This is a genomic window from Oceanobacillus rekensis, assembly GCF_002153375.1.
Taxonomy (GTDB): Bacteria; Bacillota; Bacilli; order Bacillales; family Amphibacillaceae; genus Oceanobacillus; species Oceanobacillus rekensis.
On record NZ_MTBQ01000008.1, the window covers coordinates 90,725 to 111,202 of the forward strand.

A 20,478-nucleotide genomic window follows, 5' to 3' on the forward strand; every position below is an offset into this window, starting at 1 on the left:
ATAAAAAATTAATTTATTTCAACTAATTGCTTTTAAATACAAATCCAATGAATCCTCTACTTCACCCTCAACTAAGGAAATAAAGTCATCGTAGTCTTCTGTTGTGTGGGCTTTGTCTAGCGCTTCATAATAGGCTAATCGATTTTCAACCTTAATTACCACTGGCGGGAAACCATCTTTCATCAGCTCTAGATTTAAAAGAAGTCTGGATGTGCGCCCATTCCCATCGATAAATGGATGAATGCCGACAAAAATTGCATGCAACATTGCTCCTCGTCGGGCGGGATGCAGATTAATACCTTCATTTTGATACCAATTCATCATCTGCTCCATTTTCTCTTCAATCAAATAATGTGCTGGTGGAGTATGCTTAGCACCTGCAATAAAGACTTGCTGATCACGATACCTTCCTGCATAATCGTCATCAATTCCTTTTAAAACTAGCTGATGCAAGTTTTTAATTTGCCTTTCACTTAGAGATTCATTTTTTTGGACAATTTCCTCCACATATGTAATTGCATCCCGATGGTTGATTATCTCTAAATGCTCTCTTAATGTTTTTCCACCTACCGTTATTCCCTCTAATACAACTTTTGTTTCATTTAGAGTTAGTGTATTTCCTTCAATTGCATTGGTATTGTATGTCCATTCAAGAAATAACTTTTCACGCAAACTTTTCAATGTATAGGCTGGCAATGGACGTGCTGCATCTAGAATTGCTTTCTTATCATTAATTATTTCAAACATGACGGTTCACCTCAATTCAATCATAACAATTAGAATGTTACTATCATTGTAACGTATAATAACAAAAACCAACAGATAGCAAATAATAAAGACAGGATTATATACCTGCCTTATCTCGGGTAAATCATACTATTTAACTCTACCTACTTCAAATCGATCATAACTTACTTTTTAAATCATTCACCATCCTAATGCTTCTTGGTATCCCGCTTTTTTCTTTTTGCATAATGCTTCCACTACTGCTTTTAACTCTGGCATGGTCAAAAGTGGTGGGGCACCTGGTTTCTTAAGAAAGAATCTCGTATTAAAAACCTTTTGTTTTCCCAAGAAAAAGGAACAGAACGAACGATTGAATGATAAAAGTATGGGGCAATCTCCTTGATATGGAGAAGCCCCATATTTTTATTCCATCTATTATTCTAGTAGCCAATTATTTATTAACGCTTCCACACTTTCTTCAAGTATCGATTTTGCATTCGGAGATAGGTAGTCTTTCAACGCTGGATTGTTAAGCGATTTTAGAAAAGCTTCCATTTTCTTTATTGCTTGTTCTTCATGTCCGTTATTGTATTGATGCTCTGCCTGATCTAACCGATTAGTTAACTGTACGATAAGCGGACCAGAAATATCGCCTAAATGAACGAATGATTCTAATTGCTCTCTTAGAAATGATATGGTAACAGGTGATTTTTCTTCTAGATTGGCATAGGCTTCGTTTAAAGCGTTCATTGCCTCATCCACTTCTTCCTTCGTCGCATTCGAATCATCAAGAACATTTCTTGCATTTTCTAAAGTATTTCGCAATTGTTCCCAACTTTCAACTGTATAGGGAGATTCCTCTAGATTTGCGTCAGTAATTTCATTTACGAATGCCAGTAATTCTGTTTGATCAACTTCTGGCTTTTTCGGTTCCAATATATCCATTGGTGCCCGTGGTGCTTTTTCACCGCCAATTCCTGTCCCAAAGTGTGCCCATTCATTTACTTGGTTCGTGCTGACATGGGAAAGCCCTACATATCCACGATGATGCTTATTATCAACGACTTCTATCTGCCACTTCTCCGGTTCTTCTTCTCCAAACGGCCACACTTTTCCACGTAAAACATCCCCATTCCGCTGCAACACTGCTTGATACCACGTATCTTCCTCTACGGTAAATGGTACAGTTTCAGATTGAAGAACGGTAAACCCACTGTTTAGATTACGATTAATTCTTAACGAGTTCGTTGTTCTCATATCCAAGTAATAGCTGTTTTCACTTCCTGATGAGCCAGAGATATGCAATGGAAGTTGAAATAACGTTGTACTACCTCCCACAGCCTTTACTAATCCCGATACTTCTACATCTCCTCGTACGTCACCAACTTTATCCCAAGACAATGCGGAACGGCCACCAGCAGCGACTGTATGCTCCAATCTACTTGGCTCCTTCCATATTAACCAATTACTATTGTTCCAGTTACTCCTCCAATCGCTTGGTGGCTCGCCAGCCTGATACCCAGAAAAATCAGTCTGAAATTGTGCAGGTGCACTTCTCAAACCATCATAAGCTTGATTTAACAATTTTAGCACGTCATCTACTGTTTCTTGGGATGCTTCTGGTTTAGTTAAGACTTCATCTGCATCAGCCATCGCAGTGATAAGCGTTTCCCAGCTTGCTGTTGTAAAATTATCTTCAACTAATTCTTCGGCATGAATCTCATCCAAACGATAGTTAAGGGATGATTTGTCCACCTCAGGAAGTATATTTTCTGGTGATCTTGGTGCGGATGCTCCAGCAGTTCCAACCCCGAAATATGCCCAATCGTTGATCATACCTGTTGACACATGTCCTACACCGACTTTCCCACTATCAATAAAGCGATCTCGGGCAGATAGTTGCCATTCTTCTGGCTCTTCCTCACCATATGGCCATACTTTTCCACGTAACGTATCTTCATCGCGTTGGAATACAACATGATACCAATTATTTCCTTCTACTGTAAACGGCAATTGTGCTGACCCGAGAACAAGGAATCGGCTGTCAAAATTTCGATTAATCCGAATCTGGTTTGGTGATGCTGCGTCTGTTCCGACAATATCCAAGTAGTAACTCTTCTCACTGCCAGTTTCACCAGACGCATGGAGTTGTACTTGAAACATTGTTTTGTCACCACCAGTTGCCCGAACCAAAGCCGCTATTTCGACATCTCCACGGACATGTCCAACTTCATCCCATGTCAATGCACGACGTCCTCCACCTTCTGTTACTTCATGCTGTAAACGTGCCGGGTTATGCCTTATTGTCCAACCACTTTCACGCCATAATGTGGACCAATTATCTGGCGGGTTCCCTACTTCATGATGACGAAAGTCTGTACTGAACTTTAGTTGTTCTGGCAGTTCAGGCGGATCAATCGTACCAGGATCAACAGTTGGATCATATAAAGCCAGACCATCAACTAGTCCGTAATTCGAACGCTCATCCATAATGAAAGGAATTACCGTCATCATCGGTTGTGCCATCGGAATAAATACACCGTTTTCACTAACTCGCTCTGTTTCCAAGGAGAATAATTCAATTTGTATACGGATTTCTTCTGCCTGTTCATTGTTAAGTAAGTATCCGAATGGAGGTGGATCTAATATATCCGAATCAGAAGGATACTCACCTGCATCTCCTTCCAAATAAAAAGGCTCCGACTGATTCCGTCCAACTTCCTCTTTCTGTTTCCTGGCTTCTATGACCACTTCACCAATTTCGTCGAATCTTTCATGATAAAAGCGTAGGATAGATTCTACCGCAGCCATCTGCCCATCTACCCTTGTTTTTATGTCATCTACCCAGGTTGCTTCTATTAAAACTCCCAGTCCATTCCTTAAACCCGTCATATTCCTTACGGTACTTGGTGCCCCTGATCCTGGATAGGCTCCGGTTGTAAATCCTGCTTCCTCCACATCTGGGATCATGTAATCGGAAATTAATTCTTCACTTAAATCGACTAATCCTTCATCAATATTTAAATTCGTTGGACCAAGTAACGAAAGATTTGCTCCTGACACTTGCTCATGAGCATCTACGGTAAGATCAGGTTGATACTGATTCATCACCCTGGCAACGGTTTGAGCTTCGGGTGTCTTCAAATCTAGCTGATCACGATTAACATCAATCCCTTCTGAATTAATACGCCTGTCTGCTTCTCTTCCATCTGGATTGACCGTTGGAATAATTAGCACCGTTGACTTGTTTAACATTTCTAATAAGTCTGGGTCCTCCGTAAACGCAAGATCTCTCATTACTTGCAATGCCATCTCACGCCCCGATGGTTCATTTCCATGCTGTGTTCCCGTGATTAATAGCTTTCGTCCATCAACAATCTCCTCCTCTGTAGGAGGATTTGGAGAACCAATTTTAATCAAATTTAGTGGTCTTCCTTCTACAGACGTACCTACTTGTTCTAGCGTAACTCTTTCAGAAAGCTCTGCCACCTCTTGTAAAAAGAGCTGTTCCTCTTCATACGTTGTCCATCTTTCTCCATTGCTGACTTCAAAACCGGTTGCGGGTAGATCTTCCGTTCCTTCTGCAGAACCTTCAAGTGGATAAAAGTGTTGGAATAGGGGCAAAAGAAGAACTAAAGCTAGCATGATTCTCCATCTTTGATATTTCATAACAACCTCCTCTTAAACTAGTGATTTTACCTATCTTTCTACAATGAACTCCTTTTTCTTTCACCCTATCTACCTACCTCCTTCCTGTAACTATCTTTTTCTGTATATAAATGACAAGCTGCAATATTCCCTCAGTTTATTCCCTACTCTAAAGGATTAGCATGTTGGCATATCTCTATTGTAAAAGGACTTCGTGTATGAAAAAGTACAACCATTTGGCAGATTTGGCGGGGAAGGAATTTCTTCTTTTAGTTGTAATTTGTCTCTTACTTTTTCCGGATTAGGTATAGAGATTGCCCATATAAATCCTTTTCTATTTGGATGTTTCGGTGTATTAAACAATGAATCTATTAAAGCGCTTTCATATTCTCTAAAGTACATAGCTCCAAAGTTGTTTAGTTATACTATTACACTAGATTATATTATTTATTCTCAATTTTTCAACCGTTTCGACAAAATAAGTCGTTGTATTTTTACTTTTAATGTCTCATACTATTTGATTATAATGTTAGGCTGAAAAGCTGAGATATCAACCAAGGCAACTGAGCTGTAATGGAATGATCAAATTGATTTGCATAAAGTCTATGATGCATAGGGGTCTAGATTTAACTAGAGGACGCAGAATCGTGGAGAAAGGAACTTACAGCGGAATTGGAGAAGAAAGATGCACCCGCGGAGCTTTCTTTCCAGACGGCTGAATCCATTTAAGCCAGTATCGGCAGGAGACGGAGCATTACAAAAATGCAGACTCCTTTTCCCTATAGTTATTGGTTCCTTCCGCCAGGGCATCAATCAATCTTTCGTATACCTCCGTTGTATTTTGTCGGTTTGCCCGTGACCAATCATGGTTTTCAAAAAGGGATTTACGCAATCCTGCTGTCAGCTCTATTTGAACACCCGCATTTAATTGATTATCATTGACAATATTGTTTACATTCCTTCCTCCTACTTTATAAGGTGCATTTACCACTTGGAATCCCCATTTCTGAAAAGAATCCTGTAACGTTTCTCTATATTCTTCATTTTTCCCACCAAGGTATATAATCGGTTGATGTTCTTGGTCATCATGGTATCCATGAATTGATAAAGTGGTCAAAGAATCTTGAACCAGGCTTCGTCCTATCGGTTCGTCAAAATTCTTAGAGGTTAAATGTAAAATCATGTTGTTCGTTGGCTTAATTCCTTTAAAGAGGTAGTAAGAAATATTCATCCGATTCGCCAGACCTTCTGCTACCTCTGAGGTTCCGGGCTCAATTCCTCCGCCATGGATAGCGGTGACGCTAATATCACTCCCGCGCTGCTGATAATCGATTTCATAGTCTTCATTCAGTACTTCATGTTCTTTTAAATCTCCATAGGAACTATAATAGTCCGCGATCGTACTAGAAAAAGAGCCGAATAGTACGTAAATCATAAAGACGGAGATGAAAATTGTAAGACTATATTTACTGAATTTACTCATTAAAACATCCTTTATTTTTAGATTATAGTGTTAAAAAGAAAAATGGAAGGGGTTAATCATAAGGCTTTAATAATAGCTTTATCGCTTTTTTACAGCTCGTGACATTCTGTTGGAGCGACATATAGAACACCTAAATGAGTACTTCGATTGTTATTAAAGCCGATATCATTCCATCATTGTCCTGTAAGCTTCTTCATATATTTCAACCTCACAGCCCGGGAGCCAGTCATCTTTCAGCATGCAATGAGATGCCCCGATAAAGACATTCATATTTAGTATTTTTAACAGGACTCGTTCATGCAGGGCTTGTGAGTTTGTTTGGTTGATTTTGATAACGACGTTAAAGACGTCATTAACGAGAAAGGAGACTTATAGAATCTCAATTGTAGGAGATTTAACTGTGATTTATTTCACATTGATAAGACCATAAACTTCAATAATAAGAATTATTGTTCAAGAAATCTCTATTCCATTGTTACTTTTATTTCACTTCTTTGGTATCATAATAAAAACTAATCTTATCAAATGCTTACCACATTTTTCCACAAATTAATCTCAACAATAAAATTAACCGATAAAATCAATCAAGTAAAAGGAAGTGATTACCTCTCACACCACCGTACGTACGGTTCTTCATAAAAAAATTTAGAATAAAATCATTGAAACAACTTTATTGTCAAACAACATGGTCAATGAAATTGTATCAAATCTTGTGATGAACAATCTCAAGGTCTCTCCGGTTCCGTTGTTTTGCTGGCGTGATTAGCTGTAAATAATCAATAATGACAAGGTGATTGCCTTCTTGATCATCGTGGAGCTTCTTACGGATAGAGGCACGGATTACAAGCAGTGTCCGTTTCTTGTCATATACCTCCAAGTTCCAATTGGAAATTACCCCAATCGCCTGGATTGCCCGCTCATAATCGCCGCTTGAGAAAGTCATGGTTCGCCATTTCCGTCCATTAATGGCCCTTCAGCAGACAGCACTTATTCATTTTGTCAAAGATACTTTTTGGCCAATGTTACTACAGGTATTCATATTTAGTTGTAAATATCTGAATAAATGAGACAGAAAAACGATCAGCGAACCCTATTTCAGGCACTTGCTGATCGTTTTATTATAGTTATTTTACTGTCCAGTGGTATCCTGTCTCGGTATAATAATCCTTGCCATTTGCATCCCGTACCAGGATATTGATCGAATACGTTCCATTTCGTATCCCGGTTTTACTGATCAGGTATGGTCTATCAATCGTACCCGGTACAGACATGTGAATGTTTCCATTGGTTCCTGCATGATAGATTAGGGCGTCTCCATTTTTCACCGGATCAAGTACCACATACACATCATTGGTATCCGTTCTTGTTTCGACTGTACCTTTTAAGGCCAGCAGGTTTCCTTCATCCTGAATCTCATCCCATTGAACAGCTGAAGCGTTTAATTCTGCAGCTTCTTCGGGTGAAACGTCGATATCTGCCTGTGCAGTCTTATGAAGTTCACCAAGGCGTTTGGCATTTTGCTTGCCAATGTCATATTCTTCCTCTTCCACATACAATACATTTCGCTCGGAGCGATACGTATAGCCAAGGTCTGCTTCAAACACGACCTCATCGTTCACTACTTCGACAATGGTTCCTTCCACATAATTCCCAGGTAATGTCTGGGAGAAGATATTACCGATAACCTCTCCATCATTATTTGTAATATGTCCGCCGAATGTTATTAAGTAGCTGTTGTCACCAAGATAATCCGTGTCACCAATAAACGACGTATAATCTTTGCTTCCACGTTCCTGTCCATAACTCCATACTTGTTCAACAGTCATATTCTCTTCATCAATCTTGTATTCAACAGCACGTGAATAATTATCGTTCACATCTTCTGTCCGCCCATTTCCATTATCATAGAGAAGGATATTGCCGTTCTCCAGTTGGGATGCCGCATGCTGTGCATACTGCCACTGGAAATCTTCTCCTACAGGCGTAAGAAGTTTATCCCGAAGCTCTTCCGGCCACTCTCCTCTGTTCGGGTCACTTAAAATCCAGATAACTTCCCCTGTCTTTTTATCAAATTTCACAACTGCATCCTGATGACGGGAAGAAAAGATAATGGAATCGTCTTCCTCGTTGTAGAAAACGGAATTGACATGCAGGTAATCCTTCTCATTGAAAGCAATCGCTAGCTGTCTGATTTCTTCCTCCGAAGCATCTGGTATTACGTCACTAAATCCTTCAATTGCCTCTTCAATATGATGGCCATTGGCAATGCTATCTTCCATTTGAACAATTTCTCCAAGATTATATTCATTGACGATTTTACCCGAGTTACGGTGAATCTCAATTGCATAATCCTCTACCGTTTCGGAATGCTCTCTTTCAGCGAGTGCGAGAATATTACCATTGGGGAGCTCAATTGCGTCATGATGTTGTCCGTTCACAGTATAAATGTTATACACTTTACCCATCAGATCCATTTCAAACAGGCCAGTCTTATAATAAACGGGCGCCTGAAGCTGATCGGTCTGTACGAGGAAGTTCCCGTTGTCCAGCCTCGTCATCGAGCTCTGTTCTTCAAGCGGATCTTTCTGGTAATCTTCCGAATTTATGTACCAGCGCACATCTCCATTCGAATCAAATGCAAACATATTACTCGTGAACGTTAACCCATCCTTCATTTTCTCTGGATCTGCCGTTTTCACTTCAATGTCCTGAACGTATTCAGGCAGCGGTTCGGTTGTAATCGTCAGTACTTTTGATTTCTCGTTTCCATCTTTATCCATAGCCGTAATGATTACCCTATTATCCGTTCCAGCATACAAGCCATAAACTGGCACCTGATGCTTCTTTGTAGATTCATGAAAGGTATGGCTGACACTTGTATATTCGTCCTTCCCTTCTACCTCAACGGTCACTTGTGATTTCTCATCTGTTTCAAACATGACAAGTGCGGTTAAAGGCGACCAGCCATACGGGTCTTCCATAACAAATGGATCGGATAGCGAATAATCGCCTTTCTTATACTCATCCAATATGCCTTGTTCCAGCTTCGATTGGATTTCCAGCAAATCACTGTCCGGCACATTATCTAAAACCTGCTGATTGCCCGACTTTACTGGATTACCTTGGGCTTCCACCGCCAATCCCTGTGAAGTACCTGTAAATATAAATACTACAGCAACGATTGCTAAAATTATTTTTCTAAATACCACTGTTTCATCCTCCTATTTATCCGTTATGCACATATGTGTACTAACTGTTCACTTATGTACTATATATATTAAATCCAATTATCAAACCAAATCAAATAATATAACGATGAACGAACAAAAATAATCCAAAAGTACTCTTCCACTTTTATAACTAGTTCAATGGTAGTGAGCACCTTGATATCTAATTAAATGTGTAGTAATCTGGGATTAATACAAAATTGTACTGGTCGTACATTTTAAGAACAGTTGATTGAATACTACGCTTCTTAGAAAGTAATAGTAAGGAATGAGTTTATGACGGGGCCATTTTCTAGAAAACAAATCCAACAAAACCGGGAAGAATATATTCTTCAAGTTACAGAGGAAATACTGCAGGAAAAGGGTTTTCATAGTATGTCTATGGATGAAATAGCATCTCGTGTAGGAATTAGTAAAGTTACGCTTTACAGGCACTTTAAATCGAAGGAAGATATCGTTTATTGTCTATTTTTCCGTGATCTGCCCGATTTCCTTCATAACATTGATCAGGTGATATCGTCGGATCGGCCACTTCTTGAAAAAATAGAATCCATTATTTATATATCCATCCTGAAGCTTTCACAAAAGGAATCTGAACTTTCTCTTAGCGCTCTCGTATTTTTGGAAGGACTTCCAGTTTTCTTGAAAAGTAAGCAAGGGGATATTGAAGATATTCAAGAAAAGTTATCGAATCATCTCATGCCCGTACTGATTGAAGGTCAATCAGAGGGGCTATTAGATTCGTCCATTCCTTCCACACATCTATATAAGGTGTTCTTCAGTATCATTCCTTCGCTCAGTTCACGATACCTACTGGAAGAAAGTAATATGAGTGAAGATGAACTAGCTAAAATAGGAACACGTATCGTTATGAAAGCGATTGTCAATTAATTTTTTCAGTGATACTCCTTTTGACGCAGCAATTAATATCATTGGCATTTAAAGCGCAAAAACGCCAATCTCTTACAGTTTAAGGGAATGGCGTTTTTTCATTTTCCAACTTTTATACATATAAAATGAATCGTGTAAGCTTTTTAGAACGAACCCTTTTATCTACATTAATCTAGTTAATTACGTTGAAGAAAATAGTGAGAAATTACTTAGTGTGAAAGAATTTCACCACTGCTACCCCACATTCCCAAACCATCCATACTCCTTCTCAAACGCAAGTTCCACCGTTCCAGTCGGCCAGTTCCGGTGTTTGGAAATAATGACTTCCTTTAATAATCACGTATCAGACCCATTACCCTCTTTCCTCTAACAAAACAATGAATAAAAAAATAAAGGTCTCTGCCATATCAATACGACAAATACCTTTATTCTCCTCACAACGTATTCTAAAATGTTCAAATCTTGTTCAAAAAAATTACATTCTTACACATGTCTTCGTTCCATTAAATGAATACCTACACCCATGAATATTACTCCCATTAACAATAAAATACTAATCGGCATAAGCAGCTGATCAAGTGGTGTGTTGTAAATGACAAGTCCATTTAATGCTTCCATCCCATAGGTTAATGGATTTATTTTTGATAGAGCTAACAGAAATTCCGATTGAACAATCTCAATTGGCCAGAAAGCTCCGCCAATCATCGCCATACTCACGGATACAATTGGCAATGCTGCATTAAATTGCTGCGTATTTTTCACAAGGGCTGTAAGGAAAATCGCTAGAGAAACAATCGCAAAGACATATGGAATCATTATCAGCAGTATTGCCGGGAATTTCCCTTGAAAATCCATTCCAACAATAAAACGGAATACAGTGAAAATGATTACGACCTGTAAATATCCCTCGAAAAAGCTATAAATTAAATTCGCAATATACATTTCCCACTTCTTCATTGGAGAAAGTATCATTCGATCCCAAACGCCAGCCTTTTTCTCAATTAAAATCGGCAGTACATTATAGCAGATTGTATAAATAACAAAAAACAATGTAAAGCCAAATAGTGAATGTAAACCGTTATCAAATAAAAATGTCTCTGAACTATGGAAGCTTTGATTGGTTATTTCAAAAACAGGTTCTTCCTTTGCATGTTGAAATGCTGCTAGCAATTCTTCTTTCTCTGCTTCTGTTTGGGCATCAGATACCGCAAGTAAATTTGCTGCTTGAATTTTATCTGTATAAATTGCTGCTACTGTTTGCTCAATTAATTGCACATTCGGAGATTCAATGCCAACAATCATTTCGTAGCCATCTTCTTCAATGCTCACACCGGCTTCTGCATTTCCACGACGAATCGTTTCTTCAAGCTCCTCTTTTTTCATCCACTTAAAGTTATATACTTCATTTTCCGCCAGAGCTGTGCCAATCGTATCCGTCTGTAATGCTTCATCGCCGTAAACTGGAACAGTGACTTTCTCATTACCTGCACCAAAGTTCCCGATAATGAGTGCAAAGATAATCGACATTCCTGTAAATAAAGCAAACAACCAAGGATTGCGGATGAAGCTTGTAAATCTAGCTAGTATAATTCCTCTCATGCTGCAGCACCTCTTTTCGGAAAGGTGAGCACACCTATAATAATTGCTGCGAGAGCAAAACAGCAAATGAAGATTAAATGATCTGTATTATCCATTATAGCTTCTCCACGAATGATACTTAAGTATGCTGACATGGCAGCACCATTTGGTGTTAGGTCACCAAGCCTTTGTATAAATGCGGAGTTTTCACCAATTGGGAAGAAACTTCCGCCTAGAAAAGCAAAAATCGTAACAATGACGCCAGAGAAAAAACTGATTATCCGCTCTGAATGGATACGATAACTTATCGCTGTAAGTAATGTTGTCAGTCCTCCTACTGCCAGCGCAAAAAAGAATGTAATGATGAAAAAGGCAGCAAGATCTGGCCACGTCACATCAAATACAATGTAGGCAAAGGTAAAAACAACTAACGATTGGATAAATGCAAAGAGCATTCCTGTTAATAAAACACTGATAAAATAAACCCATCTAGAAATATCCGCAAGAATCATTCGATCAAAAATATTGTCTTGTTTTTCCCTAAATGCAATGCTGGCAATTGTTGGCGCCATAAAAAGCGCGTTCATCACGACCATCCCAATCGTATAATATGCTTTCGAATTGACCGGGTTATGCTGATTAATCGAAGAAACCTCCTGCTTAAAATCCGTTGAAAGTAACTTTAATTGCTCTGGATCAATGCCATTACGACCAAGAAAACTGCCTACCGTATATTCTTCCTGATAGGCTGTGACAATTTGTTCCACAATATTGCCTGCAATTTCTGCCCCTTCATTATGATAAACAGTCATTTCTGGAGGCCTACCTTCATCAAGAAAAAGCTGACTTAGTAATTCGTAGGTGAAGCCTTCTGGAAATTCGATAATTGCAGCGTAAGAGTCATCCTCTGTAACCTCTGTCAATTCATTTGGACTTACTTTCTCAAGTATAATCAATTCTTCTAATTCTTCACTTTGTAAAACATCCGTTAATGTTGCAACAGGTTGAACGGTAGCTGCCGTACTACTTAATTCTTCAATCACTTCTTCTGGAAGATTACCCGATTCAAGTTTTGCTATAAATTGTGCCACTTGCTCTGACTCTGCTTCATTTTCAATCACTGCTAGTTTAAATTGCAGATCTATTTCGCCACCATCCATGATATTTCCTAAAGCTGTCCCGAGAATCGCAATTAACAAAATCGGTAAACCTAAAAGCAGAAGGAGCTCCATCGGGTTTCGCAGCAATAATAATGCTTGTTTTTTTATCATTTGCAAAATCATTTCCGAGTCCCCCTAATCTCTTAATGCTCTTCCAGTTAAATGAAGAAACACATCTTCAAGCGTGACATTTTTCACATCAACTGCATTCAAACTCACATTCGTCTCTTCTGCAAGCTTTGCAAGTTTCGTAAAAATATTAACCTCACGAGAAACAACGAAAGTAATTTCCTTTTCTTCCACATTCATCTGATGAATAACAGGATTTGCTTTTAACTTTTCAATAAATGCATCATTCCAATAATCTGCTTTTACTGAAATTGTATTTTCTGATGCGAGTATTCGTTTAATTTCATCCTTCGTTCCAGAAGCAATAAGACTCCCTTTATCCATAATGTAAATACGGTCACATAGAAATTCGACCTCTTCCATGTAGTGACTCGTGTAAAGGACCGTCATCTGGCGTTCTTGATTCAGTCGCTTGACCGTTTGTAAAATATAATGACGTGACTGTGGATCAATACCAACGGTTGGCTCATCCATAACAAGGATTTCTGGATCATGAAGCATGGCAACTCCAATATTCAGTCGTCTTTTCATACCACCTGAAAATGTTTTAACCATGTCTTTCCTTCTATCACTTAAACCAATTTGTTCCAAGACCTCTTGAACTTTCATATTTAATTTTTCACCTTTTAAACGATAGATTCTTCCAAAGAACTTCATGTTTTCTTCTGCTGTTAAATCTTCGTATAAAGCGATTTCTTGTGGTACAATGCCAATAATTTTCCGTAAAGCCACTGGATTTTTAATGATGCTTTTTTGCTGATATTTCACATCTCCACTAGTTGGTTCTACAAGTGATGATAATATGGAAATTGCCGTTGATTTCCCTGCACCATTCGGGCCAAGCAGGCCGACAATTTCACCTTTTTCAATAAACATATTCATACTCTTTACAGCTGCATTCTGTTTGAACTTTTTTGAAACATCGATAAGCTCGAGCATGTGACCACCTCCTTAAGCTTAGTTTATACGGAATTCAGAAGATTAGGAACTGGCTTAGGTCACGAACTTAACATGACCTCCGTCACTTTTTGGATTCAATTAATTATGTAATATCATGCTTCACTGCATAGATGGCAAGCTGTGTGCGATCACGTAAATCCATTTTCTGCAGAATAGTTGTAATATGATTTTTTACCGTACCTACAGATAAATATAACGTACTAGCAATTTCTTTATTTGTCTTTCCTTCACCGACAAGCTTTGTAACCATTACTTCTCTTTCTGTCAGTTCAATCGCAAGTACGGGTGTTGGTTTATCTGCTTTTTGCAACAGTCGTGGCATTACTTTCGCTGCGACTTCATCATCAAGTGTCAGCCCACCCTTCATTGCACTATAAACGGCTTCAATTAATTTATTCGGCTCTGAAGTTTTTAATAGAAAGGCACTTGCCCCTTGTTTTAAAGCCTGATATGCATATTCATCATCATTAAAGGTTGTTAAAATAAGGATTTTAATGTCTGGAAATTGCTTTCGAATGATTTTAGTTGCTTCAATCCCATTCATTTTCGGCATACGAACATCCATCATAATCACATCAAAAGGATGCTTCTTCACAATTTCTACTGCTTCTAAACCATTGGATGCCTCATGAGTAACAATTATCTTCTCGTCTTGTTCCAGAATTACCTTCAATCCCTGTCTAACAATCGCTTGGTCTTCTACTAAAAGCACGCGCCACATATTACCCCTCCTCTTTCGGAATTATCCCTGAAATAATAAATTGATCCTCTGATTGATAGATGCTTAATTGTCCATTCATTTCTTCCACACGCTCACGCATATTTTTCAAACCAAACCCAATCACAAAAGGCTTCGGATCACGTAATGGATTTATTATTTCAAAATAGATATCCCCTATCGCAGATTTTCCTAATGTTATATGAGCATCTCGCGTTTCTCCATGACGCATAATATTCGTTAGTGCTTCTTGAATCACACGATAAAGGACAACGCTCATCTTATTTGTTACAGGAATAGACAACACACCCTGCTTTATAGTGAATTGAACTAATAAATGACTCTCCGATTCTAGCTTGCGTATGAGGTGAACGACTGTTGTAATTCCTTCACTTTCCTTAGCTTTTAGTGCTCTTACTGCTATTCTCGTATCCTCAAGACTATCTTTCGCAATCTGTTTCAATTCATCATATGCATTGCTTTGCTCTTGTATCGATAACACTTCTAATCTCATAATTAACGCCGTAAGACGATGTCCGACAGAATCATGAATATCCCTGGCAATTCTAGTTCTTTCCTCTAAACGTGCATGATCCTCTGCTGCAAGATGTAGTCGCTTTAATGTACGATATTCTCCAAGCAGCTGCTCATAAATTTCATATTGTTCGCGACGTTCATTTAAGCTCTGATTTAATGCAAATGCTAAAAAGGCTATAAAAGCATAAAAGACCATATTTTCGATAGTTAACAAATCCCTCAGATAACTTAGAAAAAGAAGGAGTAAAACCACTTCAGTAAGTAGGATGATAAGCTTTTTCTTTCCTAGGCGGAAGCTTGCATCTATTACAATATATAAAAGAAGAAGAACGGTAAGTGAAATTTCCTCTACGAAAAATAATCCATGCATTCCCGTTAATAAGAGTAATCCACTATATTTCCACAACAAAGCTTTCGGTATGGTCAGTAAAAAATAAATACCGAAAGCTATTGCAAAGATTATAATACTAATAGGTATCCGTACGCTCTCGGTTAATATATTGAATGCCCATAGAAAGCTAAATAGGCTTATACGCAACCAAAAAATCTTCATACACTACTCCCGCTTTCTTTTTATCGAAATTTTCAATTCTCTTTCATTATAACGTATGAATGTCAGAGTGGAATATTCTGTAATGGACTATGTAACACAAAGAAAAAGCCATTACAGCTGGATGTGCAATGACTCTGTTTCTTTGTCTTGGCGACAAGACCTCTGTATTAATTCAACAAAAAGCATGACTACTTCTTATCTAAGTTGTCATGCCTCGTTGTAATCTATATATATAGTTATTCCTGTTTGCTTGTTTGGTTTTACCTACATTTTTACGCAGCCCCTAGCGTTCTCTCTTTGACTACATCTAAAATAGTTTCTCGCTATAATATATTGGAAGTTGAATGCCTCTTCTCTCACGCTAATAAATATTCAACTCACTATTTCCAACAACCTCTCATGAATTTTACTCCAATGTTGAGTCAAATCCAAAGTAAATATTTTTATATCAAATTCATGCATTCGATAACTCAAATTAACGGTTTGATCTACTTTAGGATATAACAAAATTCCATTTGCCTTGGTTCCAGAATAAAATTCATCATTCTTCAAATAAGAAAACAATTGATATAAATGTGCACTACGTACAGATTCTTTTCCCCAGTGTATTCCAAAGATATCCTTATAAAATTTTGTATCAATTATTGTTTTTTGATTAGAAAATTCTAATGATATATCTGTTTTCATGTTTGGTAGGTAGTTTACATTTTCACCCTCTGCAGGCCAATAGAACGATTCACTTTTTGCTGTTGAACCCGGTAATTCTTTTCGATAAAAATTCTTTATAAAGTTTTCAAACAGTCTTGCCATTTGTTGGTGTTCTCTAGTAAAATCTTGGAATTGGCTTTCACTACTACCCTCGTGTAATAAGGCATTCTCCCAAATAAATCTACAAACATTTAATAAAAATTGATAATGTTGATTATTACGATGTAAGTTAACTTCATTAAATAGTCTAAGATTTACTTTTATTAAAGAGATATCTGCAAAATAAGTCAATATATTTATTATTTCTTCTTTATACTCTTTTTTCAATTCCTCTTGGCCTACTAAATAATACAACGTAGATTTTATTAATTGATTATGGGGAATATTATAGGACATATCCTCCTCTGAAATATGAAGTTTACCCCTTTTATAGGTAAATGTCTGAAGCGACTCTTTAAAAAGTATTTTCCCTTTAATTATTCCAGCTTCTTCTTGTTTCTCTATATACTCTTTATAAAACCCTTTCTTAATTAAAGCCTTCACTTTCATAAGAAGGATCTTACTCAATAGGTTTAGTAAATCTTTTTCATCTTCCTCGAAAACAGAAATAAAATCCTTTTCATGCGGGTGATCCCAAGCATAGACTAGCATATAATAAATATTTTTTATTGGTACAAGTTCAGGATTTTTCGATGATATCATTTACTTTATCCTCCTGGTCAAACCAATACTCGCCCAATAAAGGTCTTATTTCAAGACGAATTACTCGTTCGTACCATGATTGCTCATCATCAATATTTACATCTGGAGTAAAATAACTATGACCTATTTCAAAGCCTTTTCCTAGATTCATAATGTCACTAGTAATTTCGTAATTTACAACATCCATAAAGGTTCTAATTCTATCAATAAATCCTTGACTAATACCTCTAAATTTTAAATACTCACCAAATGCCTCGGTATGGAAGCCTGGTACTAAATTGATAAAAGCAAATCGTCTCCTTAATGCATAATCTACAATGGCTAGAGAACGATCGGCGGTATTCATTGTTGCGATTACATATACATTCTTAGGAATATAAAATGTTTCGTCTTTACTGTACGCAAGTTTAATCGCATTTTCTTTTCCACGCTTATCCACTTCTATGAGCATCATTACTTCACCAAAAATTTTGGAAAGATTGCCCCGGTTTATTTCATCGATTATGAAGTAAAAGTTTTCATCAGGGTATTTTTCTGCTCTTTGACAGAATGAATAAAATAAACCATCTTGAAGTTTAAAATTTCCATCCTCATTAGGTTTAAAACCTCTAATAAATTCTTCATAGGAATAAGACTGATGGAATTGCACCATTTCTATGTTATTTGGTTCCTTTTTTTCCATATGTAAATAAGCTAAGCGTTTAGCAATAAAGGTTTTTCCAACTCCTGGTGGACCCTGTAATATGATATTTTTCTTATACTCCAAGGATTCAATTGCATCTTCAATCTTTTCTAAATCCATAAAAACATCACTTGATATATCATCAATTGTATACAGTTCAATGTCTTCTTCAACTTCAGTTTCTTTAATTTCGTAAGGTGGGCTTGGTTCATTTACTTCTATTCGTTCTAAAATTGTTTGAAGATAGTCCTCATAAAGAGTAACATCAGTCAATGTCTTCATATGCACTGGTAAGTCAGATACATCCCAAACGCCCTCACGTAGCCATTCAACTTCTCTATAGGAGTGATGCTCACCATTGCCAGGATCATATTGGTACTTAGATTTTAATACACCAAAAGCTATTATCTTTTTTATCCCATGTTTAATAAGAACATAATCATTTTCTTTCATCTCACGGGAAAATTGTTCGTTTGCCAAAGCATCATTGGTTGGGCTATGATCTGTCTCATATAACTCTTTAAGTGTATCGGATATTTCTCTTTTATCCTTGTATTTCCTTAAATCTCCAAGTTTTACCCATCCAATAGAGATTTGTTCCTTTTCTTTAAAATTATCCCATAAGTAGTTACCTTCACCCGCGGAGAGTAACCAATAACGAGGCTCAGTTTCTTCCACTTTTGTAGACTGCTTGCTTCTTTCGAATATAAAACTAAAGAATTGATCTATTTCATAAAAAATAGGTAATTCCGTTTGTCGACCAACGATGGATTCGTATTTACTAGAAATATTAGATTTTTTTAATGCATCTTGAAACTTAAGAAACTTTTTACCGAAGGAATCTCCCCTACTATACTGTGGATCTACCCCTAACTCGTTCTCCACAGCTACACGGTCTCTCTGATTATAGAAGCAATATTTCTCAGGAAAGACATTGCCAAGAATTTCACTTAAAGCATTTACACCAATCCCAAATAGTTTATAATCCGGGTTGTTTAAAAAATCATCTATTCGAACCTCTATAGAATCCTCACCATGAATGAGGTGGTAAAAGCTTTCTCGGTATTTTTCCAAAGTCGCATTCATGCGACCAAAAGCACGACTTCTAGCAATAGCCATACGATAGGCATTAACATGATCTCCTATCTTTTGAAAGTTCTCCCACTCCATATTCTTGATGAAATTAGGGTCCCTAAATTGCTGGAAGAATTTATAGCTTTCTGTAATGTATTCTATTTCAGTCAAATGAGTATCTGTTTCATTTTTATAGAAGTAAAGATACTTCTCTATAAGTGGCTTTTCCGCACTCAAATTTAACTGGTTAGGTTCATGCCAATATTTAGATATATAATTATATTCTTCCTCAGTTATCTTATAGTTTGTCATTTGAGGTGCACGTATTATAAGTAGGTTCTGCGTTTCAGGTAATTCTTTAAGTTTATGTCTTAATAGCATACCCTCTTCTTCAGACAATCGGAATTCTTTTACTTTTAGTTCTACACTAGGAACATCATCGTATTTTATAAATGGTTCTTTTACTACTTCCGTTAAAGCAATAATTCCTCCTGAATTGCGTTCTTCTCCATCAGATCTCCAAATAAATACTTGATCACCAATTTTCACATCTTTTACATGGTGCTTTTGTCGTATGCTCCAATCGATAATTTTTCCTTCTTTAACATAACTATTAATATCATGTAGATCAGGATATTTTTCATTATCTATTGTAAAACGCTGTGGATTGCCTTGAAAAATCCAATAGGACATATTTTTAGAACCTCCATTATTTGAATACTTTTCGTTGTAGATTATTCGGGATTCCTCTTTTCCTTTACATGAATTGGCGTTAGAAAATTGGTGCCTGTCCCCACCGCTTTAACGTATTAAAGCGATGAGGGACAGGCACTTAAATTTCGGAAACAGGAAGCGTAATCGGATTTGAATTTAAATATCCTATATAAAGTAATCTTTTATATTTTTCTCCCATTAAATCTTCGTACCTAATCTCTACTATCGCATGAAGAGAACCTACATTTTTCTCGTAGGAAAATACAAGATTCATTTTATTTGTTTCTTCAGATACCCCTAAATCAATTTGCGGCGAAATTAACCAATCGCCATTTTTTAATTCTCCGTCTTCAACATATTGAAAGTTAGAATAATTTACCTTTTCATAAAAATTTTCAATATCTCTTTTATCAATATTATTTAAGTCCTCTAACCCTTCAACACTAGTAAGCTCGTACCAATATAATTCAACCTTGGCTGCTGCTCCCATACCAATATTAATAAAACTCAATCTCTGATAAGGTGCATATGTAGGTTTTGTACTATAACCATTATTAATAAGTAACCCTTTATCATTTCTTTCAACTGAACGATAAAAACATTTTAACCCTTCATATTCATTTAAGGAAGCATTTACGGTTAATAAGGGTTTCGTTTGATGTCTTACCAATTCATTGTTTATTTTACTAAGTTTAGAATTAGTCTTACCCAGTTTATCATTTTGGTATAAGGCTAATATACCTAAAAAGGACGTACTTAAAAAAGTTAAGAATGTTGCACTATAACTTATTATATCTCCAGCAGAAAATTCAGCTTGAAAAAAATGAAGCTTAGCTGGTAATTTAAATAAAACTTGTACTATTACAATTGGCAATAAAAATGCCGTTACAATGATCAAAAAAGTAAATAATTTATTTTTACGTACCCAATCAATATAATTTCCCAGTAAGAACTCCTCCTTTAAAAACATGACGAAATGATCTCCACA

General features: G+C 37.0%; 16 protein-coding genes. 1 reads left to right on the plus strand and 15 read right to left on the minus strand.

What is annotated here, in order from left to right; all coding sequences use genetic code 11:
• Positions 1–18 precede the first annotated feature (18 nt).
• The 7 genes from BV906_RS17020 to BV906_RS17040 form a co-directional block, all read right to left on the minus strand.
• On the minus strand, positions 19–747 hold the full coding sequence (locus BV906_RS17020) for a Fic family protein (protein WP_087974826.1): 729 nt from the start codon (positions 745–747) through the stop codon (positions 19–21).
• Between the two features lie 180 nt (positions 748–927).
• On the minus strand, positions 928–1,074 hold the full coding sequence (locus BV906_RS19595; RefSeq protein WP_176330393.1) for a hypothetical protein: 147 nt from the start codon (positions 1,072–1,074) through the stop codon (positions 928–930).
• An 87-nt stretch (positions 1,075–1,161) separates the two neighbouring features.
• Entirely contained in the window at positions 1,162–4,395 is a 3,234-nt protein-coding gene (locus tag BV906_RS17025) for an FIMAH domain-containing protein (RefSeq protein WP_087974827.1), read from the minus strand.
• A gap of 156 nt (positions 4,396–4,551) precedes the next feature.
• Positions 4,552–4,737, minus strand: a complete 186-nt coding sequence (locus BV906_RS19260) for a hypothetical protein (RefSeq protein WP_176330394.1) — start codon at positions 4,735–4,737, stop codon at positions 4,552–4,554.
• Positions 4,738–5,128: 391 nt separating this feature from the next.
• Positions 5,129–5,857: a poly-gamma-glutamate hydrolase family protein gene (locus BV906_RS17030; RefSeq protein WP_087974828.1), complete on the minus strand. Its 729-nt coding sequence runs from the start codon at positions 5,855–5,857 to the stop codon at positions 5,129–5,131.
• 703 nt (positions 5,858–6,560) lie between these two features.
• Positions 6,561–6,824, minus strand: coding sequence for a DnaB-like helicase C-terminal domain-containing protein (locus BV906_RS17035; protein WP_281254161.1), 264 nt, complete (start codon positions 6,822–6,824; stop codon positions 6,561–6,563).
• Positions 6,825–6,981: 157 nt separating this feature from the next.
• Positions 6,982–9,066: an aryl-sulfate sulfotransferase gene (locus BV906_RS17040; protein WP_087974830.1), complete on the minus strand. Its 2,085-nt coding sequence runs from the start codon at positions 9,064–9,066 to the stop codon at positions 6,982–6,984.
• Between the two features lie 294 nt (positions 9,067–9,360).
• On the opposite strand from BV906_RS17040, the gene BV906_RS17045 reads away from it, so the two are divergent.
• A complete protein-coding gene (locus tag BV906_RS17045) occupies positions 9,361–9,975 on the plus strand; it encodes a TetR/AcrR family transcriptional regulator (protein WP_087974831.1) in 615 nt (204 codons plus the stop codon).
• A gap of 483 nt (positions 9,976–10,458) precedes the next feature.
• Here the strand turns inward: BV906_RS17045 and BV906_RS17050 are convergent, their stop codons facing one another.
• From BV906_RS17050 to BV906_RS17085, 8 genes are all read right to left on the minus strand, one after another.
• Positions 10,459–11,574, minus strand: a complete 1,116-nt coding sequence (locus BV906_RS17050; RefSeq protein ID WP_087974832.1) for an ABC transporter permease — start codon at positions 11,572–11,574, stop codon at positions 10,459–10,461.
• A complete protein-coding gene (locus tag BV906_RS17055; RefSeq protein WP_087974833.1) occupies positions 11,571–12,836 on the minus strand; it encodes an ABC transporter permease in 1,266 nt (421 codons plus the stop codon). The genes BV906_RS17050 and BV906_RS17055 overlap by 4 nt, the downstream gene beginning before the upstream one ends.
• Before the next feature lie 12 nt (positions 12,837–12,848).
• A complete protein-coding gene (locus tag BV906_RS17060; protein ID WP_087974834.1) occupies positions 12,849–13,781 on the minus strand; it encodes an ABC transporter ATP-binding protein in 933 nt (310 codons plus the stop codon).
• A gap of 103 nt (positions 13,782–13,884) precedes the next feature.
• A complete protein-coding gene (locus BV906_RS17065) occupies positions 13,885–14,523 on the minus strand; it encodes a response regulator transcription factor (RefSeq protein ID WP_087974835.1) in 639 nt (212 codons plus the stop codon).
• A 1-nt stretch (position 14,524) separates the two neighbouring features.
• Entirely contained in the window at positions 14,525–15,610 is a 1,086-nt protein-coding gene (locus tag BV906_RS17070) for a sensor histidine kinase (RefSeq protein ID WP_087974836.1), read from the minus strand.
• A gap of 372 nt (positions 15,611–15,982) precedes the next feature.
• Positions 15,983–17,020 (minus strand): 5-methylcytosine restriction system specificity protein McrC, encoded by a 1,038-nt coding sequence (locus BV906_RS17075; RefSeq protein WP_087974837.1) that lies wholly within the window; start codon positions 17,018–17,020, stop codon positions 15,983–15,985.
• Entirely contained in the window at positions 16,998–19,469 is a 2,472-nt protein-coding gene (locus tag BV906_RS17080; protein WP_087974838.1) for an AAA family ATPase, read from the minus strand. Before BV906_RS17080 ends, BV906_RS17075 begins: the two co-directional genes overlap by 23 nt.
• Before the next feature lie 139 nt (positions 19,470–19,608).
• Positions 19,609–20,460 (minus strand): hypothetical protein, encoded by an 852-nt coding sequence (locus tag BV906_RS17085; RefSeq protein ID WP_087974839.1) that lies wholly within the window; start codon positions 20,458–20,460, stop codon positions 19,609–19,611.
• Between the last annotated feature and the right edge of the window lie 18 nt (positions 20,461–20,478).

Excerpts from the sequence above, each read along its gene's own strand:
- BV906_RS17020 (WP_087974826.1), bottom strand. The coding sequence starts at position 747 with ATGTTTGAAATAATTAATGATAAGAAAGCAATTCTAGATGCAGCACGT.
- BV906_RS17025 (WP_087974827.1), bottom strand. The coding sequence starts at position 4,395 with ATGAAATATCAAAGATGGAGAATCATGCTAGCTTTAGTTCTTCTTTTG.
- BV906_RS17030 (WP_087974828.1), bottom strand. The coding sequence starts at position 5,857 with ATGAGTAAATTCAGTAAATATAGTCTTACAATTTTCATCTCCGTCTTT.
- BV906_RS17045 (WP_087974831.1), top strand. The coding sequence starts at position 9,361 with ATGACGGGGCCATTTTCTAGAAAACAAATCCAACAAAACCGGGAAGAA.
- BV906_RS17050 (WP_087974832.1), bottom strand. The coding sequence starts at position 11,574 with ATGAGAGGAATTATACTAGCTAGATTTACAAGCTTCATCCGCAATCCT.
- BV906_RS17055 (WP_087974833.1), bottom strand. The coding sequence starts at position 12,836 with ATGATTTTGCAAATGATAAAAAAACAAGCATTATTATTGCTGCGAAAC.
- BV906_RS17060 (WP_087974834.1), bottom strand. The coding sequence starts at position 13,781 with ATGCTCGAGCTTATCGATGTTTCAAAAAAGTTCAAACAGAATGCAGCT.
- BV906_RS17065 (WP_087974835.1), bottom strand. The coding sequence starts at position 14,523 with ATGTGGCGCGTGCTTTTAGTAGAAGACCAAGCGATTGTTAGACAGGGA.
- BV906_RS17070 (WP_087974836.1), bottom strand. The coding sequence starts at position 15,610 with ATGAAGATTTTTTGGTTGCGTATAAGCCTATTTAGCTTTCTATGGGCA.
- BV906_RS17075 (WP_087974837.1), bottom strand. The coding sequence starts at position 17,020 with ATGATATCATCGAAAAATCCTGAACTTGTACCAATAAAAAATATTTAT.
- BV906_RS17080 (WP_087974838.1), bottom strand. The coding sequence starts at position 19,469 with ATGTCCTATTGGATTTTTCAAGGCAATCCACAGCGTTTTACAATAGAT.
- BV906_RS17085 (WP_087974839.1), bottom strand. The coding sequence starts at position 20,460 with ATGTTTTTAAAGGAGGAGTTCTTACTGGGAAATTATATTGATTGGGTA.